The sequence below is a fragment of the Pseudomonas sp. B28(2017) genome, assembly GCF_002113025.1.
Taxonomy (GTDB): domain Bacteria; phylum Pseudomonadota; class Gammaproteobacteria; order Pseudomonadales; family Pseudomonadaceae; genus Aquipseudomonas.
The window spans coordinates 48,060-73,612 of record NZ_NEJH01000011.1 but is presented as its reverse complement, the minus strand read 5'-3'; the positions used below and the strand labels follow the sequence as shown (position 1 = coordinate 73,612).

General features: G+C 60.4%; 18 protein-coding genes. 9 read left to right on the top strand and 9 right to left on the bottom strand.

Annotated elements, in window-relative coordinates; translation table 11 throughout:
- Nucleotides 1-195 precede the first annotated feature (195 nt).
- Together CAF65_RS22815 and lpxH are read left to right on the top strand one after the other, a co-directional pair.
- Nucleotides 196-699: a peptidylprolyl isomerase gene (locus CAF65_RS22815; protein WP_085718299.1), complete on the top strand. Its 504-nt coding sequence runs from the start codon at nt 196-198 to the stop codon at nt 697-699.
- Nucleotides 696-1,448 (top strand): UDP-2,3-diacylglucosamine diphosphatase, encoded by a 753-nt coding sequence (gene lpxH / locus CAF65_RS22810; RefSeq protein ID WP_085718298.1) that lies wholly within the window; start codon nt 696-698, stop codon nt 1,446-1,448. The genes CAF65_RS22815 and lpxH overlap by 4 nt, the downstream gene beginning before the upstream one ends.
- A gap of 117 nt (nt 1,449-1,565) precedes the next feature.
- On the opposite strand, the gene CAF65_RS22805 is transcribed toward lpxH, so the two are convergent.
- The 7 genes from CAF65_RS22805 to CAF65_RS22775 all read right to left on the bottom strand — a co-directional run bounded on the left by CAF65_RS22805 (nt 1,566) and on the right by CAF65_RS22775 (nt 13,253).
- A complete protein-coding gene (locus CAF65_RS22805; protein ID WP_085718297.1) occupies nt 1,566-3,098 on the bottom strand; it encodes a DHA2 family efflux MFS transporter permease subunit in 1,533 nt (510 codons plus the stop codon).
- A 127-nt stretch (nt 3,099-3,225) separates the two neighbouring features.
- Entirely contained in the window at nt 3,226-4,428 is a 1,203-nt protein-coding gene (locus tag CAF65_RS22800) for an HlyD family efflux transporter periplasmic adaptor subunit (RefSeq protein ID WP_085718296.1), read from the bottom strand.
- Between the two features lie 15 nt (nt 4,429-4,443).
- The gene (locus CAF65_RS22795; RefSeq protein WP_085718295.1) at nt 4,444-5,913 is read right to left on the bottom strand and encodes an efflux transporter outer membrane subunit; all 1,470 of its coding nucleotides are present in this window, start codon (nt 5,911-5,913) and stop codon (nt 4,444-4,446) included.
- Nucleotides 5,910-6,383: a MarR family winged helix-turn-helix transcriptional regulator gene (locus CAF65_RS22790; RefSeq protein ID WP_008020670.1), complete on the bottom strand. Its 474-nt coding sequence runs from the start codon at nt 6,381-6,383 to the stop codon at nt 5,910-5,912. Before CAF65_RS22790 ends, CAF65_RS22795 begins: the two co-directional genes overlap by 4 nt.
- Before the next feature lie 745 nt (nt 6,384-7,128).
- The gene (locus CAF65_RS22785) at nt 7,129-10,800 is read right to left on the bottom strand and encodes a translocation/assembly module TamB domain-containing protein (RefSeq protein ID WP_085718294.1); all 3,672 of its coding nucleotides are present in this window, start codon (nt 10,798-10,800) and stop codon (nt 7,129-7,131) included.
- Nucleotides 10,797-12,524 (bottom strand): autotransporter assembly complex family protein, encoded by a 1,728-nt coding sequence (locus tag CAF65_RS22780; RefSeq protein ID WP_085718293.1) that lies wholly within the window; start codon nt 12,522-12,524, stop codon nt 10,797-10,799. Before CAF65_RS22780 ends, CAF65_RS22785 begins: the two co-directional genes overlap by 4 nt.
- Before the next feature lie 78 nt (nt 12,525-12,602).
- Complete coding sequence (locus CAF65_RS22775) at nt 12,603-13,253, bottom strand: N-acetyltransferase (protein ID WP_085718292.1); 651 nt, start codon at nt 13,251-13,253, stop codon at nt 12,603-12,605.
- Between the two features lie 297 nt (nt 13,254-13,550).
- Here CAF65_RS22775 and xthA point away from each other — a divergent pair, with 297 nt between their 5' ends.
- Nucleotides 13,551-14,363: an exodeoxyribonuclease III gene (gene xthA, locus CAF65_RS22770; RefSeq protein ID WP_085718291.1), complete on the top strand. Its 813-nt coding sequence runs from the start codon at nt 13,551-13,553 to the stop codon at nt 14,361-14,363.
- Between the two features lie 192 nt (nt 14,364-14,555).
- Entirely contained in the window at nt 14,556-15,896 is a 1,341-nt protein-coding gene (locus CAF65_RS22765; RefSeq protein WP_085718290.1) for a phosphate ABC transporter substrate-binding/OmpA family protein, read from the top strand.
- Between the two features lie 117 nt (nt 15,897-16,013).
- Here the strand turns inward: CAF65_RS22765 and CAF65_RS22760 are convergent, their stop codons facing one another.
- Nucleotides 16,014-17,243 (bottom strand): acyl-CoA dehydrogenase, encoded by a 1,230-nt coding sequence (locus CAF65_RS22760; RefSeq protein ID WP_085718289.1) that lies wholly within the window; start codon nt 17,241-17,243, stop codon nt 16,014-16,016.
- 165 nt (nt 17,244-17,408) lie between these two features.
- On the opposite strand from CAF65_RS22760, the gene CAF65_RS22755 reads away from it, so the two are divergent.
- The 3 genes from CAF65_RS22755 to CAF65_RS22745 all read left to right on the top strand — a co-directional run bounded on the left by CAF65_RS22755 (nt 17,409) and on the right by CAF65_RS22745 (nt 19,981).
- Nucleotides 17,409-18,338 (top strand): LysR family transcriptional regulator, encoded by a 930-nt coding sequence (locus tag CAF65_RS22755; RefSeq protein WP_007970503.1) that lies wholly within the window; start codon nt 17,409-17,411, stop codon nt 18,336-18,338.
- Between the two features lie 186 nt (nt 18,339-18,524).
- The gene (locus tag CAF65_RS22750) at nt 18,525-18,926 is read left to right on the top strand and encodes a MerR family DNA-binding transcriptional regulator (protein WP_007992801.1); all 402 of its coding nucleotides are present in this window, start codon (nt 18,525-18,527) and stop codon (nt 18,924-18,926) included.
- Nucleotides 18,927-19,081: 155 nt separating this feature from the next.
- Nucleotides 19,082-19,981, top strand: a complete 900-nt coding sequence (locus tag CAF65_RS22745) for a hydroxymethylglutaryl-CoA lyase (RefSeq protein ID WP_085718288.1) — start codon at nt 19,082-19,084, stop codon at nt 19,979-19,981.
- A 682-nt stretch (nt 19,982-20,663) separates the two neighbouring features.
- Here the strand turns inward: CAF65_RS22745 and CAF65_RS22735 are convergent.
- The gene (locus CAF65_RS22735; RefSeq protein ID WP_085718287.1) at nt 20,664-22,361 is read right to left on the bottom strand and encodes an AMP-binding protein; all 1,698 of its coding nucleotides are present in this window, start codon (nt 22,359-22,361) and stop codon (nt 20,664-20,666) included.
- Nucleotides 22,362-22,653: 292 nt separating this feature from the next.
- On the opposite strand from CAF65_RS22735, the gene CAF65_RS22730 reads away from it, so the two are divergent.
- Together CAF65_RS22730 and CAF65_RS22725 are read left to right on the top strand one after the other, a co-directional pair.
- Entirely contained in the window at nt 22,654-23,817 is a 1,164-nt protein-coding gene (locus CAF65_RS22730) for an isovaleryl-CoA dehydrogenase (RefSeq protein WP_085718286.1), read from the top strand.
- 12 nt (nt 23,818-23,829) lie between these two features.
- On the top strand, nt 23,830-25,437 hold the full coding sequence (locus CAF65_RS22725; protein ID WP_085718285.1) for a carboxyl transferase domain-containing protein: 1,608 nt from the start codon (nt 23,830-23,832) through the stop codon (nt 25,435-25,437).
- Nucleotides 25,438-25,553 lie beyond the last annotated feature (116 nt).

The window sequence follows — 25,553 nt, the reverse complement described above, 5'->3', positions numbered from 1 at the left end:
CTATCATAGCCGATGCTGTCAAGTGCCTGACAGAGCGTGCTCTGTAAACCGTCGCATTTAATAGGCCGTAAATGAAAAAACAGCCTCGAAATTCGTGCCTGTCACGCTAAACTGCGCACCTTGGCCGATCAGGCTGAACCGGTAGCGGAGCAAAATGCTCCAATACCCACGAATTCCCTATAAAGAGTACCGATCATGACCCAAGTCAAACTGACTACCAACTTTGGCGAAATCGTTCTGGAACTGAACGCCGAAAAAGCCCCGATCACCGTGGCCAACTTCGTCGAGTACGTCAAAGCCGGTCACTACGAAAACACCATTTTCCACCGTGTCATCGGTAACTTCATGATCCAGGGCGGCGGTTTCGAGCCAGGCATGAAAGAAAAGAAAGACAAGCGTCCAAGCATCCAGAACGAAGCCGACAACGGTCTTTCCAACGACAAATACACCATCGCCATGGCCCGCACCATGGAGCCGCATTCGGCTTCGGCACAGTTCTTCATCAACGTGACGGACAACAGCTTCCTGAACCACAGCGGCAAGAACGTTCAAGGCTGGGGCTACGCGGTATTCGGTAAAGTGACTGCCGGCACCGACGTTGTCGACAAGATCAAAGGCGTGGCCACCACTTCCAAGGCCGGCCACCAGGACGTACCGGCAGACGACGTGATCATCGAGAAAGCCGAGATCATTGAGTGATACTGCTGATTTCAGACTTGCATCTGGAAGAGGAGCGCCCGGACATCACCCGGGCGTTTCTGGATTTGCTCGCCGGACGCGCCCGCTCGGCGAGTGCGTTGTACATTCTGGGCGACTTCTTCGAGGTGTGGATTGGCGACGACGCCATGACGCCCTTCCAGCGTTCCATCTGCCAGGCCCTGCGCGACCTCAGCGACAGTGGCACGGCCATTTTCCTGATGCACGGCAATCGCGACTTCCTGCTCGGCAAGGCGTTCTGCAAAGAAGCCGGCTGCACATTGTTGAAGGATCCGAGTGTCGTGCAACTCAACGGCGAGCCGGTGCTGCTGATGCACGGCGACAGCCTCTGCACCCGCGACGAAAGCTATATGAAGCTGCGCCGCTACCTGCGCAACCCGATCACCCTGTTCATCCTGCGCAATCTACCGCTGCGCACCCGGCACAAGCTGGCGCGCAAGCTGCGCAGTGAAAGCCGCGTGCAAACACGGATGAAGGCCAATGACATCGTCGATGTCACGCCCGAAGAGATTCCGCGGATCATGCAGGAATTCGGGGTGAAAACCCTGATCCACGGGCATACCCACCGTCCCGCGATTCACAAGTTGCAGCTTGGCGAGCAGGCGGCCCGGCGCATTGTGCTGGGGGATTGGGATCGTCAGGGCTGGGCATTGCAGGTCGACGAACAAGGGTTTGCACTGGCGCCGTTTGATTTCACTCCGCCGCCGCAACTCGCCGCACCTGCCAACTGACAGCCGAACACAAAAACCTGTGGGAGCGAGCCCGAAAGCGTCGTGTCAGTCAACACCAATGTTGAATGTCAGTCCGCATTCGCGAGCAGGCTCGCTCCCACAATGGTTTTGCGGTGCTTAGTGCCCGGCAGAAGCCGCAGGCCCGGCCTTGGCAGTAAACGGCGGCTTGGCCAGCCAGACGATCAGGATCAGTCCCAGGAACATCCAGCCCAGCAAGGTGAAGTAATCCACCGTGGACAGGATGTACGCTTGGCTGATCACTGTCTGCTCCAGCTGCGTGTATGCCTTGGCCCCTGCCCCGCCCAACTGGGTCAGCGCTTCGCGAGTCGCCGGATCGAACGGGGTGATGCTTTCGGTCAGGTAGGCATGGTGTTGATCGGCCCGGCGAATCCAGATCCAGGTGGTCAACGACGCCGCGAAACTGCCGCCCAGGGTCCGCAAAAACGTCGCCAGCCCGGAACCATCGGCAATCTGGCTCGGTGGCAGGTCCGACAACAGGATCGTCAGGGTCGGCATGAAGAACAGCGCCACGCCGATGCCCATGAACAACTGCACCAGCGCGATGTGCTGGAAGTCCACTTCATTGGTGAACCCGGCGCGCATGAAACAGCTCAAGCCGATGGCGAGGAACGCCCCGCCCGCCAGCATGCGCATGTCGAAGCGCGGTGCGTACTTGCCGACAAACGGCGACAGCAGTACCGGCAGGATCCCCAGCGGCGCAACGGCAAAACCGGCCCAGGTCGCGGTGTAGCCTAGTCGGGTCTGCAACCATTGCGGCAGGATCAGGTTGATCCCGAAGAACCCGGCATACCCCAGAATCAGCACGATGGTGCCGTAACGGAAGTTGCGGTGGGCGAACAGGCGCAGGTTGACCACTGGATGCTCGTCGGTCATTTCCCAGATCACGAAGAACGCCAGGGCCACCACCGAAATCACCGAACCGATCACGATGAAACTCGATTCGAACCAGTCGGCATCGTTGCCCTTGTCGAGCACGATCTGCAGGGCCCCGACGCCGATGACCAGCGCGATCAAACCGACGTAATCCATCGGTTGACGGCTGGTGACCACCGGGCGCTTTTTCATCTGTTGCGTCACCACCCAGGCCGCGAACAGGCCGATCGGCACGTTGATGAAGAAAATCCATGGCCAGCTGTAACTATCGGTGATCCAGCCGCCAAGGATCGGCCCGGCAATCGGCGCGACCACCGTGACCATCGCCAGCAACGCCAGGGCCATCCCCCGTTTCGCCGGGGGATAAACCGCGATCAGCAGGGTCTGGGTCATTGGGTACAGCGGCCCGGCTACAACCCCTTGCAGCACCCGGAAGCCCACCAGCTCGGGCATCGACGTGGAAATCCCGCACAAAAACGAGGCCAGCACGAACAGCAGTGTCGCCCAGATAAACAGCTTCACCTCGCCAAAACGCCGACTGAGCCAACCGGTCAGCGGCAAGGCGATGGCGTTGCTCACCGCAAACGAGGTGATCACCCAGGTGCCCTGCTCCGAACTCACGCCCAGGTTGCCGGAGATTGTTGGCAACGCCACGTTGGCGATGGTGGTGTCGAGCACTTGCATGAAGGTCGCCAGCGACAGGCCAATGGTGCTGAGCAACAGGCTGGGCGGTGTGAAAGACGCGTTATTGCTCATCGCGAATCCTTTGAAACTCGGCTAGCGCCGCTAACCCTGTGGGAGCGAGCCTGCTCGCGAATGCGGAGTGTCAGATACAACACCTTCGCGAGCAGGCTCGCTCCCACAGGGTCGATGTGATGGCATATCAGCGTTGCGCGGTTTTGCTGACCGCGGCGCTGTTGTCGTGGATCAATTGGGTGATCATCGCGTCGGCCTCGGCCAACTGACGGTCGTAGACGTTGGTGCTGAACGAAGCCTTCTGCGGCGGCTGTTGCGCCAATACCGGTCCGCTCTGGTCGCGCAGATTCACATCGACCATGGTCGACAGGCCGACCCGCAACGGGTGCTTGGCCAGCTCTTCGGCGTTGACGTGGATCCGCACCGGCACGCGCTGAACGATCTTGATCCAGTTGCCGGTGGCGTTCTGCGCCGGCAGCAGGGCAAAAGCGCTGCCGGTCCCGGCGCCGAGGCTGTCGATGGTGCCGCTGTATTTGACGTCGCTGCCATAAAGGTCGGTTTCGATCTCAACCGGCTGGCCAATGCGCATGTCACGCAACTGGGTTTCCTTGAAGTTGGCGTCGATCCACAGCTGATCCAGCGGAATCACCGCCATCAGCGCGGTACCCGGTTGAACGCGTTGACCCAGTTGTACAGAACGCTTGGCCACATAACCGGTGACTGGTGCGATCAGGACACTGCGTGAGTTGTTCAGGTAAGCCTGGCGCAGTTGCGCAGCGGCGGCCATCACGTCCGGATGCGATGAAACCACGGTGTCATCGACCAGCGCGCTGGTGGTCTTGAGCTTTTGTTCAGCGTTGGCCAGGGCGTTTTGCGCCGAGGTCAGGTCGTCGCGGGCATGGGACAGTTCCTCTTGGGAAATCGCCCCGCCGGCGGCGAGATTCTTGCGCCGGCTGAAGTTGTCCTGGGCCTTTTGCACTTCGGCTTTCTGGGCGTTGACCTGGGCTTTCATGCCATCCACGTCACTGTACAGACCACGCACCTGACGCACGGTACGAGCCAGATTGGCCTGGGCATTTTCCAGGCCGATTTCGGCGTCGTTCGGGTCGAAGTTCACCAGCACCTGGCCTTCATGCACCAGATCGCCGTCATCGGCGCCGATGCTGACCACGGTGCCGGTGACCAGCGGCGTGATTTCCACCACGTTGCCATTCACATAGGCGTCGTCGGTGCTTTCGCTCCAGCGCCCGTAAAACTCGTGGTAGGCCCAGACGCCCGCGCCGCTGAGCGCGACGGCGACAGCCAGCACCAACAGCATGAACTTGCGCTTGCCCGAGTTGGGGTTGCCCTGGGTGTTTTCCGGAGGTTGAGTTGTATCGGCAGTGGCCATGACAAGTACCTTGAATTAGTGAGTCAGCGTGGCTGGAGTGGCATCGGCCGAGGCTATGACCTCAGGCTGGAAACCGCCGCCCAGCGCCTGCATCAGTTGGATCGACAGGTCAATCTGCTCGGCATTAAGGTTGGCCAGCTCACGCTGGGCCTGGAGCAATTGCTGCTCGATGCTGAGCACGTCCAGGTAGTTGCCGATGCCGGAACCGTAACGCTGGACCACGGTGTTGTAGGAATCCTGGGCGATGTCGGTGGCGTGCTGCTGGGCAGCGATTTGTCGGCCGATATCGCGCAACTGGTTGATGCTGTCACTGACATCGCCCAGCGCCTTCACCAGGCTTTTGTTGTACTGCGCCACGGCGAGGTCGTAATCGGCGTCACGCGAATCGAGGTCGGCGCGCAAACGGCCACCGTCGAAGATCGGCACAGAGATCGTCGGTGCAATGTTGAAGAAGCGGCTGGCCGAACCAAACATCGCATCTCCCAGCAAGGATTCGGCACCGGCGGCGGCGCTGAGGTTCAAGTTGGGATAGAACCGGGTCTTGCCGGCGTCGATGCTCTTGCTCGCCGCCTCGACCCGCCAGCGCGCGGCCACCAGGTCCGGGCGACGCCCGAGCAGTTCGGCCGGCAGCACCGAAGGTAGCGCTACCGCGCTCGGCTGAAGAATGTTGGGGCGGGCAATTTCATTGCCGCGGTCAGGGCCTTTGCCGAGCAGCACCGCGAGGGCGATTTTCGCGCTGTTCAGGCGCTTTTGCGCGTCGATCAGGTTGGCCTGGGCGGTGGCTTCCAGGCTTTCGGTCTGCTGGAACTGGTACTGGCTGTCGATCCCGGCAGTCAGGCGCCGCTGGCTCAGCTCGAGCATTTGCCGGGTGCGCTTGAGGTCTGCGTCGGACAGGTCGTAGACGATGTGCGCCTGACCGAGATCGCTATAGGCCCGGGCGACATCGGCGGCCAGCGTCAGTTGCGCAGCCTGCTGGTCGACTTCGGCGGCACGGGCCTGGCCGAGGGCGGCTTCCCAGGCATCGCGCTGACCGCCCCACAGGTCGAAGTTGTAGTTGAAACCGGCGCTGATGTTGCGAATGGTGGCGTAGGCATCACCCTGCCCGAGCGGGTCCTGGTCCCGGGCCAGGCGCGAGCGGCTGACACCGGCGCTGGCATCCAGGGTCGGCATCCGTGCGGCGTCGGCGGCGTAGGCAGCGGCACTGGCCTGATGGGCACGGGCGTCGGCAATTTGCATGTCCGGGCTGTCGCGCAAGGCCTCGCGGATCAACCCATCGAGTTGCGGGTCGCCGAGGCTTTTCCACCAGTCGCTTTTCGGCCAGGCGGCCGGCGACAGGGTCACGCCGCCAAGGGATTGCCCGGTCTTGAGGCTCTTCGCGTCGAGGCTGACACCTTCGGTCTTCAGGCCGCTGTAGCTGGCGCAACCGGCCAGACTCATGGCCAACAACACCAGGCCAAGGCCGGTACGCAAGGGTTTACTGCTCATTTGTCACCTACCCGCAGCAGGGTGATCGGGTCACCGGCTGCCAGCAAAATTTTCTTCAGGATCAGCTCCAGGGTTTTCAACTCTTCCGGAGTGATGGCACCGGCCAGTTCATTCATGGCTTCGGCGCCGATGTGTGGCAGCAGCCCGGCGAGCTTCTGGCCTTCTTCCGTGAGTACAAGCTGCACCTGACGGCGATCCGCATCGGAGCGTTGGCGGGCAAGGAAACCTTTCTGTTCCAGACGATCGAGCATGCGTGTCATCGAACCGCTGTCGAGGGACAGGTGACGGCACAACTCGCCCGGCGAATCGACGCCGTACTGGGCCATGATGATCAACACCTTGAACTGCGCGGCGGTGATGCCGTGGGGTTCCATGCGGGTGTCGAGGATCCGGTCCTTGAGCAGCGCAGCACGTCCGAGCAGCAGGCCGAGATGGCAATTGTGGAAATCGTCTGGAGAGAAATGTTTCATCTGACCACCAGTTAGCTGCCTAGGCAGTGAATGTGTGTCGAGATATTACTGCCTAGGCAGCGAATGTCAACGTAATAGTTAGCAGGCTTGGTAAGTAGTTGACCGGTGGTGTCGGGTTTTGTGGTCATAGACGGATGTCACCGCTTTTCTGACCTTATTGTTGATGGTGTACATATCCATTGCTGCGGTAACGGCGACTATTGGTTCCGCTCTTACAGCGGGTTACTTGGAAAAGCCCCAAGTAACCAAGGGCTCTTGCCCCTGACGTTCGGTGTATCGAGGGGGCAAGAAGATCAAAAGCAGATCGGCGTACACCCACGCTTCTCACCACTCAACAGGCCGAGCGTTAGCTCGCCTGCCGCTCTTGATCTTGATCCACCCGCCCCCTCGGCAGGCTGAGTGGAGGTGTTCATCCGGGGATGGGCGCGCAGCGCCGTTCGGCGCAGCCGAACTCATTGCATGTAGGTCGCGCGAAGCCGACCGGAGGGCAATGCCCCTGGATGAATACCGCAGCGAAGGAACCCCGAGCCCAAGCGAGGGGCCGTACGTAAGGGGCGAGACCTTTTGGTTCCTTTTGGCTGGGCCGGCACACCGGGCGTTTGACAAAAGGGACTCGCCGTAAGGGCGAAACCCTAAGTGGCCGTTACCGAAGAAACGGATATGTACTCAGTCAACAAAGCAAAGGCCGGCTATCAGGCCGCCTGAGCAGGCAAACCGGATTGCCGAACCGCCGCTTGATTGAGAATTAGAAATCCCGCTTGTAGAAGATGTCCAACGAACTGGCCACGCCGCTGGCGGCTTCGAGGTAGACCTTTTTGCTCAGCTTGTAGCGCAAGGCAATGGTATTGGCCGGTTCGAACACACCAACGCCATAGCGCAGGCTGAGCTTCTCGGACAGGTTGCCGCTGGCCACCACACTGGTGGTGGTGCCGCTGCCTTGGGTGTCGAGCTGGAAGTCCTGGATCCCCAGGTTCTTCGCCAGATCGCCAGTCACCCCGGCACTGCCCATCAGGCCCAGACCGAGAGCCGCCTGGGCGAGCATGTTGTTGTCTTCGCCGTTGCTGCTCAGCGGACGCCCGAGCACCAGATAAGACAGGGCCTGCTCCTGACTCATGGCCGGTTCGGAGAAGATCTGTGTGGTCGGCTGCTCGGCGCTGCCACTCAAACGAATGCCGGCGATGATGTCGTCGGTCTTGCGAATGGCCTCAATGTCCAGGTACGGCTGGTCGATGGGACCTGCAAACAGCAAGCGTGCCCGACGCACCGAAAGCCGCTGGCCGTAGGCGCGATAGCGGCCGTCGTTGAGCCACAGCTCGCCACGGGTGTCCATGTTGTCGCCGATGTGCACATGCCCCTGCACATTGGCCATCAGGCCAAACCCGGCAAAGCTCAGCTTGTCCTCGCCGACCAGCACTTCGATGTCCATCTTCATGGCCAGCGGCGGCTTGCCTTGCTCGGTTTGCTGGCCAACGATCACCGTGTCATCGGAGACCTTGACTGTCGACGGCGGCAACTCGCGAATGGTGATCTCACCTTTGGGCACCAGCACTTTGCCGGCGATGGCCAGTTCGTCGCCCTTCATCGAAATCTTCAGGTCCGGTGCGACTTCTAGCTTGGCGTAAGGCTCGACGGTGACCGGCAACTGCGCCCCCTTGAGCGCCAGATCCACCACCAGTGCCTGGCCCCAGGCGATGTTGCCGTTCAGGCTGCCCTGCCCGGCCTTGCCGCTGCTCCAGCCGCCATTGAGCTGTACGCTTTCACCGGCGATCAGCGCTTGAACGTGCAGATTTTGCAGCTCCATCGGCAACTCGGGCCCTGCCACCACGCCGTCGCTGAGTTGCAGGCTGCCATTGACCTGTGGCGCCAACAGCCCACCGGAAATCGTGCCACTGCCATTCAGGCGCCCGGCCAGCTTTTCGACCATGGGCACAAACGGCCGCGCCACCGACAGGTCCAGCCCGCTCAAGCGGAACGAGCCGCTTAGCGGCTTGTTTTTAGGCAACGGATTGAGCTGCGCCTGGGCCATCAGTTCACCGAGTTTGCCACCGACGAAATCGAGTTCGGTGTCGATGCGTTTAGGCGTGAGTTTGCTGGTGAGTTTCAGGGTCTGGTACGGAAAGTCCAGCCATTGGTCCTTTTCCTTGATACGCAACGTGCCGCCACCGGCATCGACGCTGATCTGACCGTTCGGGCCACTGGCCGGCAGGTCCAGTTGCAGGTCGGCATTGAGCCGGCCCTGCCAGGCGAAATCCTTCGGCAACCACTGCGCGAGGCTGTCGATCGGGAATTGCTTGAGGTGATAACGCAGTTTAGGGTCGGGCATCAGGCGCGAGTCTTCACCGCACAGGCTGGCCTGGCCGGATGCCCAGCAATGGGCGCCAAAGTTGATTTTGCCGTCCGCCAGGCGTTCGAGTTTCGCCGGCCCTTGCAGCTTCCAGTCCTGGCCACCGGCCTGGATATCCCCGCTGGCCAGACGTCCGCGCCAATTGCCTTTGTCCTGCGTACCGTCCAGGCCCAGGGCCAGTTTCAGCTTCGGCCCTTGCAGGTCGAGGCTCAGCTTCTGGTTTTTGATGTCGCCCTGGCCGCCGGCGGTCAGCGTTCCCAGCGCGGTGTCGCCGGCCCGGATGCCGCTGCCCTTGAGGTCGACTTTCGCCCGTTGCGCACTGTCCAGCGTGGCGTCGAGGTTCAGGCTTTGCAGGCGATGGTCCTGGAAGGCCAGTTGTGAGCCTAGCAGGTCAAGCTTGCCTTGGGGCGCCTTGAGTGTGCCGGCGACATCCACGCGGCCATTGAGTTGGCCGCGCAATTGCGGCCAGAGCTGGGCCAGATGCGGCAGCTTGAGATCGATCTGCCCGGCGAGTTTCTGTTGCAGGCTGCCTTTGCCGCTGATGCTGTTATCGCCGAGGCGAACTTGCAGGGCGCTGAGGCTCCATTGCTCACCACGGCCATCGGCCTTGGCCTGGATCACCGCCGGTTGACCGCGCAGTTTGCCCTTGAGGTCCAGGTCGGCATTGAGGCTGAGCGTTTCGTTCTTCATCTCGCCCTGGCTGCGCAACGGCCCGGCCAACGTGCCCGGCAGCTCCGCAACCCAGTACGCCGGGTTGATCGCCGACAAGTCCAGCGCGGTATCCCAGGCAATGCCGTCGGCGAATTGCAGGTTCAGGTGACCTTCAGCCTTGCCCTGCCCGGCCTGGAGTTGAATCTGTTGCAGGTAGATTTTCGTCAGGTCACCCGCGAACGGACTGGCCAGGGTGAAGGCGCCGGCCGGACCATCCGCCGCGGCGTCAAAATGACCGAGGTACTTGCCGTCGGTGTAGGACACCTCGCCGTTGAAGCGGCGCAACGTCACCTCCGGCTCGTCGATCAACGGATAGAGACGGTGCCACGGGAAGTCCAGCCAGTCGATCTTCGCCTCGGCGCTCAGGCCTTTGCTCCAATCCAGCTGCCCTGTGAGCCTGAGGCTTTGCTTGTCGTTGGCGGTCAGGTCCAGCGCGGCGATCTGCGCGCCGCTGGCGTCGACCCTGCCTTGCAGCGCCAATGCGACTGGCCCTTGCTCGGCGGGTAACGTGGCTTTGCCGAGCAGCGCGTAACCGTTCTTCAAGTCACCGGCACCCGTGAGCTCAAGCTGATTGAGTTGCAGGGTGTCCGGCAGATCGGCACTGGGCTTGAAGCCATCGGCGGTGATTCGCACCTTGGCTGGCAGGTTTTCCACCAGCGGTTGCAGTTCGCCTGTCAGTTGCCCGTTGAGGTAACCGCTACTGTCGGCTTTCAGGTTCAGGGTTTTCAGCAGGTCGCCGTCGATCTTCAACGCCAGCGCCAGGGGCTCAGGCGTCGACAGCAGGGTCAGTTTGCCTTCGGCGCTGAGCGGCCAGTTACCGCTCGGTTGCAGCAGGCCGGACAGGTTCAGGCTCAGGTCTTCGCGCTGTAACGATACCGCGTCGATCTTCAAACCGGCCGCCGTCCAGTGCGCCGCCAGCTGTAACCCCTTGAGTTCTTCGCTGCCGTTGAACAGCAGGCGGCCGACCTTGATCTCTCCAAGCTCGATGGCCAATGGCAACTTCAGCTCCGGGAGCGTGATCGGGCCGCTGCTCGGCTCTTCTGCACCCGGCGGGAAGGTCAGGCTGACCTGACCGGCCTGCACTTGCTCGATGCACAAGGTCCTGCGGGCCAGGCACAACGGCGACCAGGCAAAAATCACCTGGCTCAACTCGACCCGGTTGCTGTCCTGTTGCCACAACACCCGGTCGGCACTCCATTGCCCGCCCAGCCGGCCCTGGAAGTTTTCCAGGGTCAAGCCCGGGACGAAGCCCAATGCCCAGCGGCTGCCCATCGCCGTGCCCAACACCGTGGCCAGTGTCAGGACAACCAGCATCAACAGCGCCGCGATCGCCAGCAGCGTTACTTTCAAACCACGCTTCACAGCTCAGGCCCCATGGAAAAGTGCAGTCGAATGCCGCCATCGTCGTCCAGCGCATGGGCCAGGTCGAGGCGGATCGGCCCCACCGGCGATACCCAGCGTACGCCGATACCGACCCCGGTCTTGAGGTTCGGCAGTTCGAGTGTATTGAAGGAGTTGCCCTGATCGACAAAGGTCGCGATCCGCCATTTTTCGGCGATGGAATACTGATATTCCGCGCTGGCGGCCACCATGTAGCGGCCACCGATGCGGTCACCGTCGGAGTTTTCCGGGGACAGGCTCTGATAGTCGTAACCGCGCACACTCTGGTCGCCACCGGCGAAGAAGCGCAACGACGGCGGTATCGATTTGAAACCGTTGGTGGCACTGCCGCCGACCTGTACCCGTCCGAGGAAGCGATGGTTGTCGAACACAGTGGTCAAGCCTTTGACCAGCGCCGTGCCGTAGATCAGGTTGCTGTCGGAACCCAGACCTTCCTTGGCAACTTTACTTTCGAATGCCAGGCGATAACCGTTGTGCGGGTCGATGCGGTTGTCGCTTTTGAGGTACGAATAGCTCACGCCGGGCATCAGCAAGTTACTGAGCCCCGAGTCGTCACCCAGTTGGTAATCCTCGCGCTGCCACTTCAGCGACACCACCCGCTGCCAGCCGCTGGGCAATTTGCTGTGCCACTCGGGGCCGAGAGTCAGCAACTTACTGTGGGTGTCGGTGCCCGCGAGATCTTCATTCTGATAGCCGCCGGCAAAACGCAGTTTGTCCGTCAGCGGCGGGTCCAGCGGAATGTCGTAGAACAGCCCGACGTTTTGCCGTGGTGCCGAAACTTCGGCCTCCCAGCCGTAACTGTGCCCTTGCGCGTTGACCCAGTGCCGGGTCCAGTTGGCCTTGGCCCGTGGGCCGACGTCGGTGGAGAAACCCAGGCCCAGGCCCATGGTCCGTGGCTTGCGGGTTTCGAGCTTGACGTCCACCGGGATCGCATCGTCCCTGGACGCCGTGGGTGCCGCGTCCACACGCACGCCTTCGAAGTAGCCGCTCGATTGCAGGTTCTGATTGAGTTCGGCGATCAATTCCGAGTCATAGGGCGTGCCGGCCTTGAAAGGCACCATGCGCTGCAGCAGCTCGTCATCGAACGGCGTATCACCTTCGAAGCTGACCTTGCCCAGGGTATAGCGCGGACCACTTTCATAGATCAATTCGATGTCGGCAACGCCGGCCCGCGGGTCGACCGACAGTTTTGAACGGGTGAAGTGGCCGCTGAAAAAGCCATAGCGCGAAGCCTGATTCTGGATCAGGCGCTTGGCGTCCTCGTAGTGACCATGATTGAGCACGGCACCGGGCTTGAGCGCGTCGCTTTTGGGGACTCGAAAGGATTTGAGGGAGGCTGCCGGACCGTCGACACGCACCGTAACATTGCGCAGGTGCACCGGCTCGCCGGGGTCGACCTTCAATACCAGGCGCGGCGTGTCGCCACCCTTCACCTCGCTGTCGATGTCTGGCTGGTAATAACCCAAGGCCTGGGCGGCCTTGCGCGCCTGCTCTTCGGCGCCACGGCTGAAGCGCAGCAATGCCTGCTCATCGCGATCGCCGAGGCTGCCGATATAGCCTTCTATATTGGCCTTGAGCTCATCATTGGACGGTTTGACCCGCACATCCAATTCACTTTGTGCCAGCGCCGCGCAGCTGATCATCAGCATCAGCACACCGCTGGTATTTCTTCCTGGAAACTTCATAGGCGCGGATGCTATCACGAGCATGGATCATGAACATGGAAGCGTGATAGAGCCTGGCATGCAAAGAAAGTTCGCGGCTCAGGCCGATGCGCTGTGTAACACTTGGGGATTGGGGTGAAAAAACACATGCTCGCGAACCGGTCCTACGGCGACCTCGCCGATTTCCTCATAGCCCTGACGCTTGTAGAACTCCAGATAACGTGGATTGCCGGTATCGAGAATCACGCCCTGAGAGTTTTCATCCACCGCGCACCAGTTGTGCACGGCCTGCAGCAACTGCTCGCCGAAGTGTTTGCCCTGGAACTGCGGATGTACCCCCAGCAATGGCAGGACGTGCATCGAGTCGTTCGGCACGCAGGCCTCCACGGCAGCGTGATATTCGAGGTAGCGACGAGTACAGCGAAATCCTGTGCTGAGCACCATCCGCAGGCGCCAGGCCCAACTTTCGGTGATGCCAAGACGACGTTGTGGCGGTGCGATCAGGGCGATGCCGATCAGGCGGTCGTTAACCAGCAGGCCGATCGCCGGCAGGTCCTGGAGAAAATGCTGGGTCACCAGTTCGCGCACGGTGGCGCGAACCCGCTGTTCGTAGCCGGGGCGTTCAGCTTCGAACAAATAGCCGAAGGTCGGCTCGTGTCGATAAGCCTGGTACAGCAGCGAACGCGCTTCGCGGGCGTAGCCGCTGCCGAGCATGTGAACATCGGCGATGACGGTCGAAGTTTCGGGCATGACGGTTGATCTCCCCGGCACAGCTCGGATGGCTGCGCTCTTGTTGTTACAAGCTGATTGGCACCGACACAGTTCCTTACAGATTCGCAATCAGTGTAGGCAATGAAATCGCCTTCGCGAGCAGGCTCGCTCCCACAAAGGTACAAACCACATCTATTTCCTGTGGGAGCGAGCCTGCTCGCGAAGGGGCCATCACTGCCCACATAAAGCTGACAGGCAAAGCCGAATCCCCTCACCCCACACTGGCCCGATTCCCACATGTCAGCTAGCATCGCCCTTTTGCCAGGACTGCCGACCATGAAGATCGTCTCCTTCAACATCAACGGGCTGCGCGCCCGTCCCCATCAGCTGGCGGCGCTGATCGACAAGCACCAGCCCGACGTGATCGGTTTGCAGGAAACCAAGGTCCACGACGACCAGTTCCCCCTTGATGAAGTCAAGGCGCTGGGCTATCACGTGTATTTCCATGGGCAAAAAGGCCACTACGGCGTCGCCCTGCTCTCGCGCCAGGAGCCGCTGGCCCTGCATAAAGGTTTCGCCACCGACGAAGAGGACGCCCAGCGGCGCTTCATCTGGGGCACCTTCGCCGATGCCAATGGCGTGCCGGTGACCATCATGAACGGTTATTTCCCACAGGGCGAAAACCGCGACCACCCGACCAAATTCCCGGCCAAGGAACGCTTCTACAGCGATTTGCAGCAATTGCTGGAAAGCCAGTTCAAGAATGACCAGCCACTGGTGGTGATGGGCGATGTGAACATTTCCCCGGAAGACTGCGACATCGGCATCGGCCCGGACAACATGAAGCGCTGGCTGAAAACCGGCAAATGCAGCTTCCTGCCGGAAGAGCGCGAGTGGATGGCACGCCTGAAAAACTGGGGTCTGGTCGACAGTTTCCGTCACTTGAACCCGGACGTGACCGACACCTTCAGCTGGTTCGACTACCGTAGCCGTGGCTTCGAAGACGAGCCCAAGCGTGGCCTGCGTATCGACCTGATCCTCGCCTCCCACGGCTTGCTGCCGCGGGTGAAGGCCGCCGGGGTGGACTACGAACTGCGTGGCATGGAAAAACCTTCGGACCATGCGCCGATATGGCTTGAGTTGAGCTGATTTCCTAACCATCCGCATGTAACCATTGTGGGAGCGAGCCTGCTCGCGAAAGCGGTGTGTCATTCAACAATGATGTCGACTGACATGTCCTCTTCGCGAGCAGGCTCGCTCCCACATTTGCAAAGTGTCATTTTTCGGAAACCTTTCTGACTTAATCTCCCGACACCTCCTTTGGCTATGCAAGGTGCCGGCATGATGCTGCGCGTGTTGTTCCTGTTGATGCTGTGCATGGGCTTGCCGCAGGCGGCCTCGGCCGGCGACTTGCCGACACCCGAACACGGCCCGGTGCTGCGCATTCAGGGTTCCAACACCATCGGCGCAGCATTGGGCCCGGCACTGGTCGAGGGGTTGCTGAGCGCACAGGGCCTGCGCAGGATTCACCGCGAAACCCCGGACACCGCCAATGAACTGCGCATTGTCGGCGAAACCGTCCAGGGCCGCCGGATCGTGGTGGAGGTGGCAGCCCATGGTTCCAGCACCGGTTTCGCCGCGTTAAAAGCAGCCAGTGCCGATCTGGCCGCCTCATCGCGACCGATCAAGGACAGCGAACTGGCCAGCCTGCAGTCCCTCGGTGACCTGAAAAGCCCAAGCGCCGAACAGGTCATCGCCATCGACGGCCTGGCGATCATCCTTCACCCGGACAATCCGCTGAACCAACTCGACACTGTGCAACTGGCGCGCATCTTCAGTGGCGAGGTGAAGACCTGGGAAGACATCGGCGGCCGTGGCGGGCCGATTCATCTGTATGCGCGGGATGATCAGTCCGGGACCTACGACACCTTCAAGCAACTGGTCCTCAGTGGTCGTGGGAAAACCCTCGGCAGCGCGGCGAAACGCTTCGAGTCCAGCGAACAACTGTCCGATGCAGTCAGCGCAGATCCACAAGGCATCGGTTTCATCGGTTTACCCTACGTGCGCCAGGCCAGGGCCGTGGCCATTATCGATGGTCAATCGCAAGCCATGCTGCCGCTCAACAGCCTGATTGCCACGGAAGACTATCCGCTGTCCCGCCGATTGTTCTTCTACCTGCCACCCAACGTAAAAAACCCCTGGGCCAACGCCCTGGTGGCCTTTGCCCAAAGCACTGAAGGTCAAGCCATTGTGGCCGCCAACGGCTTTATTGCCCAAACCGTCCAGGCCATGGCCGTGACACCCAATGCGTTGATGCCCGAGGGTTATCAGGCACTGAGTCGACATGCTCAACGGCTGTCGGTGAACTTCCGTTTCGAGGAAGGTAGCGCCACCCTGGACAACAAGGCCCGACAGGACCTGCGGCGGGTGCTCGACTATATAAAGCAGCACGGCAAGACCGATGGACAGGTCACGCTGGTGGGGTTTGGCGACGCCAAGAGCGACCCGGCGCGCGCCGATCTGTTGTCGAAACTGCGAGCCATGGCAGTACGACGGGAATTGGTGAAGAGCGGCGTGGTGTTTCGCGAGATTCGTGGATTCGGTGCCGAAATGCCGGTGGCGGCCAATAGCGCCGATGAGGGAAGGATCAGGAATCGGCGGGTTGAGGTTTGGGTGTATTGAGCCAGATGTTGCTGTGTTGAACCGGCTGACGCCATCGCGAGCAGGCTCGCTCCTACATAGGTCGCACTAAACCTGTGGGAGCGAGCCTGCTCGCGATGAACGATAACGCGGTTTCTGTTACTGCCCGCTACGCATCATTTCCTTTGGTACATACTTGCCGATCTCGAACTTGCCAATCGCCGCACGGTGCACTTCGTCCGGGCCGTCGGCCAGGCGCAGGGTGCGCTGCATCGCATACATGTAGGCCAGCGGGAAATCGTTGGAAACCCCTGCCCCGCCATGGATCTGGATTGCCCGGTCGATCACGCGCAACGCAACGTTTGGCGCGACGACCTTGATCTGCGCAATCTCGCTGCGGGCCACTTTGTTGCCAACAGTGTCCATCATGTACGCCGCCTTCAGTGTCAGCAGGCGTGCCATGTCGATTTCCATCCGCGAGTCGGCGATCTTGTCGACGTTACCGCCCAGCCGCGCCAGGGGTTTGCCGAATGCCGTGCGGCTCACCGAGCGTTTGCACATCAGTTCCAGCGCACGCTCGGCCATGCCGATCGAACGCATGCAGTGATGAATCCGGCCCGGGCCAAGGCGACCTTGCGCAATTTCGAAGCCGCGGCCTTCGCCCAGCAGGACGTTTTCATACGGCACCCGGACATTTTCAAACAGCACTTCGGCGTGACCGTGGGGAGCGTCGTCGTAGCCGAACACCGGCAGCGGACGCAGGATTTTTACCCCGGGGGTGTCCACCGGCACCAGAATCATCGAGTGCTGGGCGTGACGTGGCCCGTCCGGATTGCTCAGCCCCATGAAAATCATGATCTTGCAGCGTGGGTCGCAAGCACCCGACGTCCACCATTTCTTGCCGTTGATCACCCACTCGTCGCCATCGCGCACTGCACGGGCGGCCATGTTGGTGGCGTCGGAGGATGCGACATCCGGTTCGGTCATGGCGAATGCCGAGCGGATCTCGCCGCGCAGCAAGGGTTCGAGCCAGCGTTGTTTCTGCTCTTCGTTGGCGTAACGCACCAGCACTTCCATGTTGCCGGTGTCCGGTGCCGAACAGTTGAACGGCTCTGGCCCCAGCAGCGAGCGGCCCATGATTTCCGCCAGCGGCGCGTATTCGAGGTTGGTCAGGCCGGCCCCCAGTTCGGACTCAGGCAGAAACAGATTCCACAGGCCTTCGGCCTTGGCCTTGAGTTTCAGCTCTTCCATGATCGCGGTCGGCTGCCAGCGATCGCCTTCGGCGACCTGGCGTTCGAACACGGCTTCGGCGGGATAAACGTAGGTGTCCATGAACGCTGTCACGCGCTCGCGCAGTTCCTGAACCTTGGGCGAATAAGCGAAATCCATGAGCAAGATACCTTCTTGGGGGAGGTTGTTTTAGATCATGTATCGATGCTAGAACAGCGTTGATAATTTACCTAACCTATTCTCAGCGTGTATTAACATTCATCACCGATATATGATCGACTGATCGTCACGGTCAGTTCGCCCACACAACAAGAGAGCCGCGTAATGAATCTGAGCAAGGTCGATCTCAACCTTTTCATCGTCTTCGACGCGATCTACACCGAAGCCAACCTGACCCGCGCCGGGCAAATCGTCGGCATCACCCAACCGGCAGTGTCGAATGCGTTGGCGCGTCTGCGCGAGACCTTCAACGACCCACTGTTCGTGCGCACCGCCCAGGGCATGGTGCCGACGCCCATGGCTCAGAACATCATCGGCCCGGTGCGCAACGCGCTCTCGCTGCTGCGCGTGTCGGTGCAGGAAAGCCGCATATTCAATCCGCAGCAGGCGGTCAAGACCTACCGCATCAGCATGACCGACCTCACCGAAGCGGTGATCCTGCCGCCGCTGTTCCAACGCCTGCGCCGCCTCGCGCCGACGGTGATCATCGAAAGCTTTCTGTCAAAACGCCGCGAAACCACCAAGGAACTGGCAGCCGGACGCCTCGACTTCGCGGTGGATGCGCCGCTCAACACCGACCCGCAGGTACGTCACGTCAAGTTGATGGAAGACCGCTACGTGTGTGCCATGCGCAAGGGGCATCCGCTGGCGGGCAAAGAGAAACTCACGCTGGATGATTACCTGAGCCTGACCCACATCCATATTTCCAGCCGCCGCAGTGGCCTCGGCTATGTCGACCTGGCGCTGGGCAAAATGGGCATCCAGCGCAAGATCGCCCTGCGCTCCCAGCATTACCTGATGGCCTCGCAAGTGTTGCAGCAGACGGACATGGTCATGACCGTGCCGGAACGCTTCGCCCGCCGCAACGACCTGCACGCCTTTTATCTGCCAGTCAACGATGTGCCGCCGGTGGAAACCCACCTTTACTGGCACGAAAGCACTGATCAGGACCCGGCGAACCGCTGGATGCGCGAGCAGATGATCGAGTTGTGCCAGCAGGTGACGGCGCAGGAGAAAAAGCTCGAGAAGGTGTAGGGTTTGATATCGAGGTGCCCTTTTCGCGAGCAGGCTCGCTCCCACACAGATTGTGCTCACTGGATATCCACTGTGGGAGCGAGCCTGCTCGCGAAGAGGCCCGTCAGCACACTGAAAACCTCTGCCCCTTGACGTAAACGTCAACCTGCCATTAGCTTAGCGCCATGACCTATTGCGAGCGCGCCCATGAGCAGCCAGACCTACAGCATTTCCGATCTCGCCCGCGAGCTTGATATCACCACCCGCGCCATTCGCTTTTATGAAGAGCAAGGCCTGCTCAGCCCCGAGCGTCGTGGCCAGGAACGCATTTACTCGCCTCGCGACAAGGTCAGCCTGAAGCTGATCCTGCGGGGCAAACGCATCGGTTTCTCGCTGGCCGAATGCCGCGAGCTGATCGAGCTCTACGACCCGTCCAGCGGTAACACCAAGCAACTGCACAGCATGCTGGCGAAAATCAGCGAGCGCCGTGAGCAGCTGGAGCAGCAGTTGCTGGACATCGAACAGATGAAACTGGAGCTGGATACTGCCGAAGAGCGCTGCGTGCAGGCGCTGGAGCAGACGCTCAAAAGCCAGGAATCGGTTCAGTAAATCCACACCGCCCCCTGTAGGAGCGAGCTTGCTCGCGATGGCCGTTAACGATAACGCGTGTCTGCTGGATAAACGCAGTGCATGGGAGCCCATCGCGAGCAAGCTCGCTCCTACAGTTTTTTGCACATTCAGACAATCAACACAGGTCGAAGCCCATGTCCCTCCCCACCCACGTACGCATTGTCGAAGTCGGCCCTCGCGACGGCCTGCAGAACGAAGCCCAGCCCATCAGCGTCGCCGACAAGGTGCAACTGGTCGATGCACTGACCGCAGCCGGGCTCGGCTATATAGAAGTCGGCAGTTTCGTTTCGCCCAAGTGGGTGCCGCAGATGGCCGGTTCCGCTGAGGTTTTCGCGCAGATACAGCGCAAACCGGGTGTGGTTTATGGCGCGCTCGCTCCCAACCTGCGCGGTTTCGAAGATGCCCTCGCCGCCGGGGTCAAGGAAGTGGCTGTGTTCGCGGCGGCATCCGAAGCTTTTTCCCAACGCAACATCAATTGTTCGATCAGCGAAAGCCTGGAGCGTTTCGTACCGATCATGGACGCGGCGAGACAGCACGGCGTAACGGTTCGCGGTTACGTGTCCTGTGTGCTGGGTTGCCCTTATGAAGGTCACGTCGCACCCGAGCAAGTCGCCCGGGTCGCTCGCGAGCTTTATGCCATGGGCTGCTATGAGGTCTCGCTGGGGGACACCATCGGCACCGGCACCGCTGGCGCAACCCGCAAGATGTTTGAAGTGGTATCAAAGGATGTGCCCCGGGAAAAACTCGCAGGTCACTTCCACGACACCTACGGTCAGGCAGTGGCCAACATCTACGCCAGTCTGCTGGAAGGCATCTCGGTGTTCGACAGCTCCATCGCCGGCCTGGGCGGCTGCCCCTATGCCAAGGGCGCCAGCGGTAACGTCGCGACCGAAGACGTGGTTTACCTGCTCAACGGCCTGGGCATCGACACCGGCATCGATCTCGACACCTTGATGCTCGCCGGTCAGCAGATTTGCAGCGTATTGGGTCGCCCTACCGGTTCCCGCGTGGCGAAGGCTCGCAGCGCACAGTGAGTGCGTTGAGTGTGTCCGGGTGTTACCGCTCGGACTCAAACGTGGGCGCAAGCGAGTAACACGGAAACAAAATGTAGGGTTTTGCCTGAGGCGCAAAATCCTACAAAACAGCAAACAGTTGATTTTAAAGGACTTTTAAAAGTTGGCATGCCTCCTGCTTTATCTATCGCATAACAAGAATAAAAAAATTGCAGCAAACCTAATAAAAACAAGACGTAACGACTCTGACATAACAAAAACAACACGGCAGAGACGCAGCTAACAGATTTTTTTGGAGAAGATGTGCTTTCAGGGTGCTTTTCGGAGTTACCCGCAACCGGGCAGAGAAGAATAAAACTACCTTCAGGTAGCTCCCGAACTGGTTGGATCGCTAGGCGAAAAAGTAGATCAGCGCTCAAAAAAATACGTTTGCTCTTGATCCCGGATGGGGATCACCAAAAACAGCGGTAAAGGGCAACGGTTGCCAAAAACAAAAACAGACCGACCCTCAATAATAAAAAAAGAGCACGCGCAACGACAAATTAAAGGGGAGCCTCGGCTCCCCTTTGTGCTGTCTGGCTTTCAGGTTTTAACCGACCAGATTTGTGGGAGCGAGCCTGCTCGCGAAGAGGTCGGCACATTCAACAGTGATGTCGACTGATCCGACGCTTTCGCGAGCAGGCTCGCTCCCACAGGTTTTGTGTCAGGCCTTGTTAATGCGCAACTCCTCGATACTGATCTCACGCATCCGGAATTTCTGGATCTTGCCGGTCACAGTCATTGGAAATTCCTCGACGAACTTGAAGTAGCGCGGCGTTTTGAAGTGCGCGATGCGCTCCTTGCACCAGGCTTGCAGTTCCTGCTCGGTGGCGCTGTGGCCGGGGTGGAACTTGATCCAGGCGACGATCTCTTCGCCGTAGCGCGAGCAAGGAATGCCGATCACCTGAACGTCCGCAACAGCCGGATGAGTAAAGAAAAACTCTTCCAGTTCCCGCGGGTAAATGTTCTCACCGCCACGGATGATCATGTCCTTGTTGCGTCCGGCGATGCACACATAACCTTCATCGTTCATACTCGCCAGGTCACCTGTGTGCATCCAGCCTGCCTGATCGATGGCTTCTGCGGTGCCTTGCGGGTTGTTCCAGTAGCCGAGCATCACGCTGTAGCCACGGGTACAGAGCTCACCGATGGTGCCACGAGGTACCAGGTTGCCCGCCTCGTCAATGATCTTGCTTTCCAGTTGCGGCTGGGTGCGCCCGACCGTGGTGACGCGCAATTCCAGATCGTCCGACGGACCGGTCTGCAACGACACAGGGCTGGTTTCCGTCATGCCGTAGGCAATCTGCACTTCACTCATGTGCATTTCACTGATGACCCGGCGCATCACTTCGATAGGACAGGTTGCGCCCGCCATGATGCCGGTGCGCAGGCTCGACAGGTCGAACCCGGCACGTTGTGGCTGATCGAGCATGGCGATGAACATGGTTGGCACGCCGTACAGCGCCGTGGCTTTTTCGTCGGCCACGGTGCCGAGGGTCAGCAATGGATCGAACGCGTCGTTCGGATAAATCATGGTGCTGCCATGGGTGATGCAACCGAGGTTGCCCATGACCATGCCGAAGCAGTGATACAGCGGTACCGGGATCACCAGTCGATCGGCCGCCGTCAGGCCCAGGCTTTCGCCGACCATGTAGCCATTGTTGAGAATGTTGTAGTGACTGAGGGTCGCGCCCTTGGGGAAACCGGTGGTGCCGGAGGTGTACTGGATATTCACCGGCTGATCGAAATGCAGGCTGTCCTGGCGCTCATGCAGTTGCTCGACCGTCACGCTGCCCGCCAGAGCGGCCAGTTGCGACCATGGCAGGAACCCTGATGGTGGCTGCGCATCCAGGCTGATGACGCCCCGCAACTCCGGCAATCGCTCGCTGTGCAACTTGCCAATGGATTGCTCGGCCAGTTCCGGCACCAGACCTTGCAGCATCGCGTGATAGTTCGAGGTCTTGAAGGCCCCGGCACACACCAGCCATTGGCACCCGGATTGCTTGAGTACGTATTCGAGTTCGGAACTGCGATACGCGGGGTTGATATTGACCAGAATCACGCCGATTTTCGCGGTGGCAATCTGGCTGATGCACCACTGCGCGCAATTCGGCGCCCAGATGCCAAGGCGGTCCCCGGCTTTCAGCCCCAACGCCAGCAGCGCCCTGGCGTGCAGGTCCGCGGTCTCGGCCAATTGCCACCAGGTGTAACGCAGTTGTTGATGGCGCACCACCAGCGCCTCCCTGTCCGGGTACTGCGCAACCGTGTTGTCGAACGCCTGGCCGATGGTCATCGCCAGCAAGGCTTTATCCTGGGAACCACGGGTGTAACTGCGTTGCGGGCTTGCACTGGGTTGATCCATGACGACCCCTATTGTCTTTTTTAATGGGCTACTCGCGGCCATCTGTGGGAGCGAGCCTACTCGCGAAGAGGCCGGCACACTCAACATCACTGCTGTCTAATCCGACGCTTTCGCGTGCAGGCTCGCTCCCACAAGATTCGTCCGCGTTCTATCTTGAACTGCCTCTACTCTCGCTCAAGTTGACGTTAACGTAAAGGGTGATTGACAGCCATTCGTCACAGGTTTACGTTAACGTAAAGGTGAGAACTGATTGACTGCCTCACCAACCGACAAAAAAGCCAAAAGGTGACCCATGAGCTACCCATCCCTGAACTTTGCCCTCGGTGAAACCATCGACATGCTGCGCGATCAGGTTCAGTCCTTCGTCGCCAAAGAGATCGCCCCTCGCGCCGCTCAGATCGACACCGACAACCTGTTCCCCGCCGACCTGTGGCGCAAATTCGGCGACATGGGCCTGCTGGGCATTACCGTGCCGGAAGAGTATGGCGGTGCCGGCCTGGGTTACCTGGCCCACGTGGTGGTCATGGAAGAAATCAGCCGTGGCTCGGCCTCGGTGGCGTTGTCCTACGGCGCCCACTCCAACCTCTGCGTCAACCAGATCAATCGCAACGGCAACCACGAACAGAAATCCAGATACCTGCCGAAGCTGATCAGCGGCGAGCATATCGGCGCGTTAGCCATGAGCGAGCCGAATGCCGGTTCCGACGTGGTCTCGATGAAACTGCGTGCCGATAAACGCGGCGATCACTATGTGCTCAACGGCAGCAAGACCTGGATCACCAACGGCCCGGACGCCAACACCTACGTGATCTACGCCAAGACCGACCTGGAAAAAGGCCCCCATGGCATCACCGCCTTCATCGTCGAGCGCGACTGGAAAGGCTTCAGCCGCAGCAACAAGTTCGACAAGCTCGGCATGCGCGGTTCGAACACCTGCGAGCTGTTTTTCGATGACGTCGAAGTTCCGGAAGAAAACATCCTCGGTGTGCTCAACAGCGGCGTGAAAGTGCTGATGAGCGGCCTCGACTACGAGCGCGTTGTCCTGTCCGGTGGCCCGACCGGGATCATGCAGGCGTGCATGGACCTGATCGTGCCGTACATCCACGACCGCAAGCAGTTCGGCCAGAGCATCGGCGAATTCCAGCTGATCCAGGGCAAGGTCGCCGACATGTACACCCAACTCAATGCCAGCCGCGCCTACCTGTACGCCGTGGCCCAGGCTTGTGAACGTGGCGAAACCACGCGCAAGGACGCCGCCGGGGTAATCCTCTACTCCGCAGAACGTGCCACGCAAATGGCCCTCGACGCGATCCAGATTCTCGGTGGCAACGGCTACATCAACGAATTCCCCGCCGGCCGTCTGCTGCGTGACGCCAAGTTGTACGAAATCGGCGCTGGCACCAGTGAGATCCGTCGCATGCTGATCGGTCGCGAACTGTTCAACGAAACCCGCTAAACGGAGCTGCCCATGGCTATCCTGCATACCCAGCTCAACCCTCGTTCAGCGGAGTTCGCCGCCAACAGCGCGGCAATGCTCAAACAGGTCGACGCCCTGCACACCTTGCTCGCTCAAGTCGCCCAAGGTGGCGGCCCGAAGGCTCAGGAACGCCACACCTCGCGGGGTAAATTGCTGCCCCGCGAGCGCATCAACCGTTTGCTGGATCCGGGTTCGCCGTTTCTGGAAATCAGCCAACTGGCGGCCTACGCGGTGTATGGCGAAGACGTTCCAGCGGCTGGCGTGATTGCCGGGATCGGCCGTGTGGAGGGTGTCGAATGCATGATCGTCGCCAACGACGCCACGGTAAAAGGTGGCTCGTATTACCCACTGACGGTGAAAAAACACCTGCGTGCCCAGACCATCGCCCAGCAGAATCGCCTGCCGTGTATCTATCTGGTGGATTCGGGCGGTGCCAACCTGCCGCGTCAGGATGAAGTGTTTCCGGACCGCGAGCACTTCGGGCGGATCTTCTTCAACCAGGCCAACATGAGCGCCATGGGCATTCCGCAGATTGCCGTGGTCATGGGCTCCTGCACCGCTGGCGGCGCGTATGTACCGGCGATGGCCGACGAAGCAATCATGGTCCGCGAACAAGCGACGATCTTCCTCGCCGGCCCGCCGCTGGTAAAAGCCGCGACCGGTGAGGTGGTCAGTGCCGAAGACCTCGGCGGGGCCGATGTGCATTGCAAGATTTCCGGGGTGGCCGACCATTACGCCGAGAGCGATGAACACGCTCTGGCGCTGGCCCGTCGCAGCGTCGCCAACCTCAACTGGCGCAAGCAAGGTGAGGTTCAGCAACGCACGCCGATCGCCCCGCTCTACAGCAGTGACGAGTTGTACGGTGTGGTCCCGGCTGATGCCAAGCAACCGTTTGACGTGCGTGAAGTGATTGCGCGACTGGTGGACGGATCGGTGTTCGACGAGTTCAAGGCGCTGTTCGGGACAACGCTGGTTTGCGGTTTTGCTTACCTGCACGGATACCCGATCGCGATCCTCGCCAACAACGGCATTCTCTTCGCTGAAGCGGCGCAGAAAGGCGCGCACTTTATTGAGCTGGCCTGTCAGCGCGGCATTCCTTTGCTGTTCTTGCAGAACATCACCGGATTCATGGTCGGCCAGAAATACGAAGCCGGCGGTATTGCCAAGCACGGCGCGAAACTGGTGACGGCGGTGGCTTGCGCCAAGGTGCCAAAGTTCACGGTGATCATCGGTGGCAGTTTCGGCGCCGGTAACTACGGCATGTGTGGCCGCGCCTACGATCCGCGCTTCCTGTGGATGTGGCCGAATGCGCGCATTGGCGTGATGGGCGCCGAACAGGCTGCCGGTGTTCTGGTGCAGGTAAAGCGCGAGCAGGCCGAACGTAGCGGTCATGGTTTCAGTGCCGGGCAGGAAGCCGAGATCAAGCAACCGATCCTCGACCAGTACGAAGAACAGGGTCACCCCTACTATTCCAGCGCGCGTCTGTGGGACGACGGTGTGATCGACCCGGCCCAGACTCGCGACGTACTGGCCCTGGCCTTGTCCGCGTCGTTGAATGCGCCAATCGAACCGAGCCGCTTCGGCGTGTTCCGGATGTGATCCGACCTCTGTAGGAGCGAGCTTGCTCGCGATGGTCATCAACGATAACGCTGAAAGCCTGACACCCAGCGGCGTCCTCAAGACCATCGCGAGCTTGCTCGCTCCTACAGAAGAAC